A 5,464-nucleotide genomic window follows, 5' to 3' on the forward strand; every position below is an offset into this window, starting at 1 on the left:
CGAGGGCACGTATACTTTTCGATAGTCTAGCCCTGCTTTTCGTGGTAAACTGACCGCATGGCAACTCTCGACAGCACCGCACTGCACGAATTCTTAATTCAGTTTACCGATGGGTTTTCCCCCGAATGGACAGAACGGGGACAGGGCACAACGAAGGTTCTTCACTGGAATGATAGCAAGCGTGATGGTGCCCTGTCCCCATTTGGCTCTTTGACCCCATTGCCACGTTCTTGACCTTGGTCGTGGCAAAACCGGCTGATCAGATGTCTTGACGATCGCATTGGCGCGATCACCACCCACCGAACCGTTCCCAACGTTGCCAATCGTTGTTTTCCCAGACGTGATAGGCGTCATGCGCCGCGGACGTCATGCACGCGTGAATGGGGCGTACTCGCACGCGACTGCCGATCGGATGGGCGTCAAAATCAATGGGTGATGATGATTCGACCAAGCCGTGCTCTTGATTCGCCGATCCAACTTTCCAATCCCCAATCGGTTGCCCCTCCAGATTGCAAACTTGACCGTAGCGATAATCAACCGCGGGCGAACCGTCGATACGGGTACCTCGTTGGCCCGTCGTGCCATGATCCTTGGACAACGCCATGCCACCAGCGTCGATTAACAAGCGATTCATGTCACGGCGGTGACCGATCACCGTCGACAAAACGGTTACCGCGATGTCATCGACCGAGCACGTGCCCAGATTGCTCTGAAACAAATCCTGGAACACGAACACGCCGGCGCGAAGTTCGTTGACTCCGGTCATCTCGCGCTGGCCCGACGAAACATCCTGGATACGCCCCAACAGCGCCGTCGGTGACGAACCCATGCTGCGGATCGGACAATCAATTCCATGCCGACGCAATTCCGTGGCGACATCTTCAATCGCCAAGCGTTCTTGATCCGCCGCGGTGGCGATGGCCTCGTGATCGGCTCCGCCATAAGATTCGCCAGCGTGGGTCATGATGCCATCGAATTGCAGGTGATTCGATTCGCGTATCCGCCGAGCCAACCGAATGATCCGTTCCGTTTGATCCGTGGAAATTCCCGCACGGTGACCGTCGCAATCAATTTCAACCAGCAACGACAATGTCTCTCCGGCGGCACCGGCGGCGGTCGATAAGTCGTCGACAATGGATTCTTCATCCAAAATTGCCCGCACCCGGACCGCGCCGGGGCGACCGCAAGCCATCAGCCGGGCGACTTTGTCGGGAACGATGCTGACGGCGTACAGGATGTCCTCGTAACCGGCACCCCCGAACACCTCGGCTTCGCGGATGGTCGAGACTGTAATGGCTCGCCGGTTTTCGTTTTCGTTTTCGTCGGTGGGTTCAAATAGCCATTGGCCAACGCGTAGGCATTTGGCCGTTTTCATGTGCGGACGCAACCGCCAACCCATCGACCGTGCCTTGGCACGCATGACCGCGATGTTGCGACGCATGATTTGCGAATCAAGCACCAAGCACGGCGTGACCAGCGTCGACCAATCAACATCACCAACCGACAATGATGTCGAGGCGTCTATTTCATTGGATGCCGCCGATATCATGACGCACACCCCGGTTCTGTCCCGACGGAATTGCCGCCCGTCGTTCGTTGGGCTGCGATGGCATCGGCGGCGACGTCAAAACCTAAATGCAATTTGCCACCGGTGGGAATCACCCCGCGGGCGGTTTTCACATCGCCAAAGAATTTTTCGTAAACCTCGTTGACCGCCGGCCATAGCGACACGTCGGACACGTACAGCGTGATGCGGAGGATTGTTTCGGCGTCGCCGCCGCCAGCCCGAACGATGGCCATCAAATTTTCCAGCACGCGCTGGGCCTGCGTCGTCACATCGGCTTTTTGCAACGGTCCGGTTTCCGGATCGATCGGCAATTGAGTGGAAACGTAGATCAAACCTTGATGCGTGGTTGCTTGGACGTAGTGACCGTTGGGCATCGGTGCCGCATCGGTTTGCACGTGATTGAGTTGCATCAATGTTCCTCGCCTTTTCGATGAGTGTATCCGGACGTCGAAGCATCCGCTTTCCGCCCGTGCGTCAATGCAAGCACAGGCGGGAAGCCTAAAGTGGGATAGGCTTCTAGCCTGTCGGTCCACGCACGCCTCAGCCCCATGACAGTCTGGAAGCCTAGACTTGCATTCCGACGCGACCGATTCTGTCCCGCGCCGCCCAACGACGGTGTCGCACGGATATCATCGCCAGAGACAACAGCAACGCAAGGCCCACGCCCGACGGTTCGGGAACCGCGACCGCGGTGATCGTCAAACTTTGGATCGAAAAAGTGTCGTTGCTGAAATCGTCGTCCAGTCCGAAGCGAAAAACTCCTACTTCAAGGGCAACGCCGCCATCGGTACGGACAGAAAGGGGACAGGGCACGACGAAGGTTCTTCACTGGAATGATAGCAAGCGTGATGGTGCCCTGTCCCCATTTGGCTGTGTCCGACACCTTTTCTTCGCCGGTGAAGGTGTAGCCGCCTTGCGAATCGATTGGGACTTGGAGCACACGGAAGCCACCGGTGGGTGCGATCAATCGACTATATGCCATACTACAAATCGCAACCTCAAATTTTCCCTACACAACCGAGTTTCGTTACTACCCCCATCCGTTATTCAGGCCGCTGAACCCCGAATTCCGAGTTTGACCACGGCGAAGCCTTTTTCATGCTTGATCTATTGTTAGCGGAGGCCGTATTCCCTCCAACATACGCTGAAGTCAAAGGCCAATATGTGTTGCCAATGTCCCGCCCAATGTGAACGTTCTGCACCAACTCCTCAAGCCACTGATGAACCGCGTGCAGTTTTTTTGATGGACCGAGATAAACGCAAAAGCGGTCAAGACTTCGTAGCACCTCAAGATCGCCAAAGGAGTTTTTGTTGAAATGGGGCATGTTCTCAATGCAAAGTTTCTTTAAGCGATTGAGGTTTCCTAACGAGTCTAGTTCAGACACCGCCTTCATCCCCGCGATCGTCAACGTTTCTAGCTTTGACATGGGTTGAAAAACTGGAAGATTTATGTTTTTCAAATTCTCTAATACCAGCCCCTTAAGTGAATCAAGATCTGCGATTTGTTGGAGCTGACCATCAACTTTCGTGTTTCGTATTTGAACGTATTGCAAGCGGGATTGGCTGCACAGCTTTCCAGCATCGAAAGAGCCAAGCGTTACTGAAAACTCAAAAAGACTCTCGGGCAATGAGACTTCGGTATCAATAAGCTTCGCATGGCTCACATACAAACACTCAAGTTGCTTCATTGATGACAAACATTTAGCCAATCGTTTGTGATCACTAAACTCAAGATAACGCAATTCGCGGCAAGACTGCAGTAACTTGTAATCCGTTGCACGAAAGGAGTGGCACAATAGCGTCAGACTTAACAAAGACCCGACAAAAGACCTTAGTCCCTTAGACGATTCGATTGAGTTCCTGCCGACGGGACAGAACCGGGGACAGGGCACGACGAAGGTTCTTCACTGGAATGATAGCAAGCGTGATGGTGCCCTGTCCCCATTTGGCTCTGCGCAGCCACCGAAAGCTTCGCCAACCGAGCCTCGAATCAGATTTCCACGCAATACCGATCGATCATGCACATGCACTGTCCCCGTTCTCCCAGTAGCGTCTGGGCCGTCGAGCCATCTGGGCCGTCGAGGGCACGTATACTTTTCGATAGTCTAGCCCTGCTTTTCGTGGTAAACTGACCGCATGGCAACTCTCGACAGCACCGCACTGCACGAATTCTTAATTCAGTTTACCGATGGGTTTTCCCCCGAATTGGCTGAGCATTTCGTTTCCACGCCACCGAACGAAGTCATGCAGGCAAGGATTGATGAGCTGGCTGCAAAAGCCAATGAAGACGAACTGAGCGAACAAGAGCAACGAGAGTACAACACGTACATCGAAGCACTTGATGTCATCGCTCTTTTGCGAATCAAGTCTATGAAGAAGATTGGGCAGAGCAGTAGCCGCTGATGGACAAACAAGCCCGTGAACTCGTACGGAAACGAGCAGGGGGCGTTTGCGAGTACTGCCGAATATCCGGTGAGTTCTTTCACCTGCAATTTCAAGTTGAACACATCATTGCCAAGAAGCACCGCGGTGGCGATGAAGACTCAAATCTTGCTTTTTCGTGCGACCGCTGGAAGTAGCAGGCATGGTGCCTCCTTTTGTGACAGGGGTTGATGCAGATCTGATATGGATTGCTTGCGTTTGGTGGGGCGTGTTTACGATCGTTTTTTTGGGGTCATGTTTTGCACGGTGTAGTTGTTTGTGCCCCGACGACTGTCAGCCAAGAGTGTCTTGAGGCGGCTGATTTCGTCGTCATCAGCCCACGCGATCCAGTAACCTTGTATCGGCGTCTTTCGTCCGTGTAGCCAGCCACGAACGATCCAATCGCGAAGTTTCTGGCGGCTCATTTTCAATTCACGGGCAAGGTCAGCGATCCACCACTCTTGGTCACACAGAAGCTCATTATGCGAACGCTCGCGCCCAATCAGGCCACGTCGCTTGAGCAGTTGATAGACGATTGGCCCGTTAAAGTTGCCACGTCGTTTCGGTGGCGAGAATCCTTCCGCGTTGAGCGTGTCAGCTATCTCCGGCGATGTGTGTCCTTGGCCGCGTAGTTCAGTAACTCGATCCATCAAGGCCTCGAAGTCACGAAGCTGAGAGTAGTTTTGCACGGGACGAACGAACTCGTGCTGACTCTCGAAACCACCTTTCCAATGAATCGTCGCTTCGACAAGTTCGCTGTTACACTTCACGTTAACGATGACACGCTCAATGAGACAGCGAATGATTTCTTTGCGAGCCGCATTGGTCGTGTTTGGGTTCGACCAGACCGAAGGAATGTCTTTTGACAAGGACTCGATACGCGCGAACTGCGATGCGTCCAGTGCCTTGGGTGCAGTGTGCTTGAAACGATCAAACTCATCTTGGAGTTGCTGTTGCCTGACCAGGGTTTCTTCCCATTGCTTTTCAAGCGAGCCGGCCACAAGTCGGTTATCGGGATCGACCGCCCGATAACGTCGTGCTGCGACGTCAACGTCATATTGCACTCGCTCGATTTTCTGAGCCCAGTGTTTGTTCAGACGGTTTTGTTCTTTCTCAATATCCGCAACCGCCTTAACGCTCAATTCCAGCGAGGCGGGCTCGAGGGCCACCAAGACTTGCCTCGAGACAAGTTCGTCAATCTCCCGAGCTTTCAACCCGTAACACGATTGTTCTTTGGCTTCCATCAGATGACGCGTGCAACTGTAGTGCGCGCGATGCTTGGTTTGATAGGTGGGTTGGAGTCGCTTTCCGCAACTGCCGCACACCAAGAGACCTGATAGTAGGGCTTCCCCAACGCCGTGAAGAGTTTTTGCACGGCAAAAACCGCTGTTTCGCTAATCCCTCATAAATGAAAAGGTCAGATTCCCCCCAACACCTAACTGAAAACGATTCAGTCGGAAAGGAATCTGACCATGT

7 protein-coding genes and 1 pseudogene are annotated in these 5,464 nt (G+C 53.6%); 2 read left to right on the forward strand and 6 right to left on the reverse strand.

Translation table 11 applies throughout. The features are described 5' to 3' along the window. Positions 1-289: 289 nt before the first annotated feature. The 5 genes from RC85_RS24605 to RC85_RS24620 form a co-directional block, all read right to left on the reverse strand. A complete protein-coding gene (locus tag RC85_RS24605) occupies positions 290-1,549 on the reverse strand; it encodes an alanine racemase (RefSeq protein WP_084423003.1) in 1,260 nt (419 codons plus the stop codon). Next, on the reverse strand, positions 1,546-1,977 hold the full coding sequence (locus RC85_RS24610; protein ID WP_068267411.1) for a RidA family protein: 432 nt from the start codon (positions 1,975-1,977) through the stop codon (positions 1,546-1,548). Before RC85_RS24610 ends, RC85_RS24605 begins: the two co-directional genes overlap by 4 nt. A gap of 154 nt (positions 1,978-2,131) precedes the next feature. Continuing rightward, positions 2,132-2,380, reverse strand: a complete 249-nt coding sequence (locus RC85_RS27795) for a hypothetical protein (RefSeq protein ID WP_068267412.1) — start codon at positions 2,378-2,380, stop codon at positions 2,132-2,134. After that, positions 2,334-2,549: a hypothetical protein gene (locus tag RC85_RS27220; protein WP_157594053.1), complete on the reverse strand. Its 216-nt coding sequence runs from the start codon at positions 2,547-2,549 to the stop codon at positions 2,334-2,336. Before RC85_RS27220 ends, RC85_RS27795 begins: the two co-directional genes overlap by 47 nt. A gap of 61 nt (positions 2,550-2,610) precedes the next feature. Beyond that, positions 2,611-3,255 carry a leucine-rich repeat domain-containing protein gene (locus RC85_RS24620; protein WP_068267413.1) on the reverse strand — a complete coding sequence of 215 codons (645 nt, stop codon included), beginning with the start codon at positions 3,253-3,255 and terminating at the stop codon, positions 2,611-2,613. A gap of 448 nt (positions 3,256-3,703) precedes the next feature. Between RC85_RS24620 and RC85_RS24625 the strand changes: the two genes are divergently transcribed. Together RC85_RS24625 and RC85_RS29105 are read left to right on the forward strand one after the other, a co-directional pair. After that, the gene (locus tag RC85_RS24625) at positions 3,704-3,970 is read left to right on the forward strand and encodes a DUF896 domain-containing protein (RefSeq protein WP_068267415.1); all 267 of its coding nucleotides are present in this window, start codon (positions 3,704-3,706) and stop codon (positions 3,968-3,970) included. Beyond that, positions 3,970-4,146, forward strand: coding sequence for an HNH endonuclease (locus RC85_RS29105; RefSeq protein ID WP_084423004.1), 177 nt, complete (start codon positions 3,970-3,972; stop codon positions 4,144-4,146). The genes RC85_RS24625 and RC85_RS29105 overlap by 1 nt, the downstream gene beginning before the upstream one ends. Before the next feature lie 75 nt (positions 4,147-4,221). Here RC85_RS29105 and RC85_RS24630 read toward each other — a convergent pair. Beyond that, a pseudogene (locus RC85_RS24630) lies at positions 4,222-5,319 on the reverse strand (recombinase zinc ribbon domain-containing protein); the annotation flags it as partial. Between the last annotated feature and the right edge of the window lie 145 nt (positions 5,320-5,464).

It is taken from the genome of Rubripirellula obstinata (genome assembly GCF_001642955.1).
Taxonomy (GTDB): domain Bacteria; phylum Planctomycetota; class Planctomycetia; order Pirellulales; family Pirellulaceae; genus Rubripirellula; species Rubripirellula obstinata.

Coding starts and splice junctions, on each gene's coding strand:
- RC85_RS24605 (WP_084423003.1), bottom strand. CDS start 1,549: ATGATATCGGCGGCATCCAATGAAATAGACGCCTCGACATCATTGTCG.
- RC85_RS24610 (WP_068267411.1), bottom strand. CDS start 1,977: ATGCAACTCAATCACGTGCAAACCGATGCGGCACCGATGCCCAACGGT.
- RC85_RS27220 (WP_157594053.1), bottom strand. CDS start 2,549: ATGGCATATAGTCGATTGATCGCACCCACCGGTGGCTTCCGTGTGCTC.
- RC85_RS24620 (WP_068267413.1), bottom strand. CDS start 3,255: ATGAAGCAACTTGAGTGTTTGTATGTGAGCCATGCGAAGCTTATTGAT.
- RC85_RS24625 (WP_068267415.1), top strand. CDS start 3,704: ATGGCAACTCTCGACAGCACCGCACTGCACGAATTCTTAATTCAGTTT.
- RC85_RS29105 (WP_084423004.1), top strand. CDS start 3,970: ATGGACAAACAAGCCCGTGAACTCGTACGGAAACGAGCAGGGGGCGTT.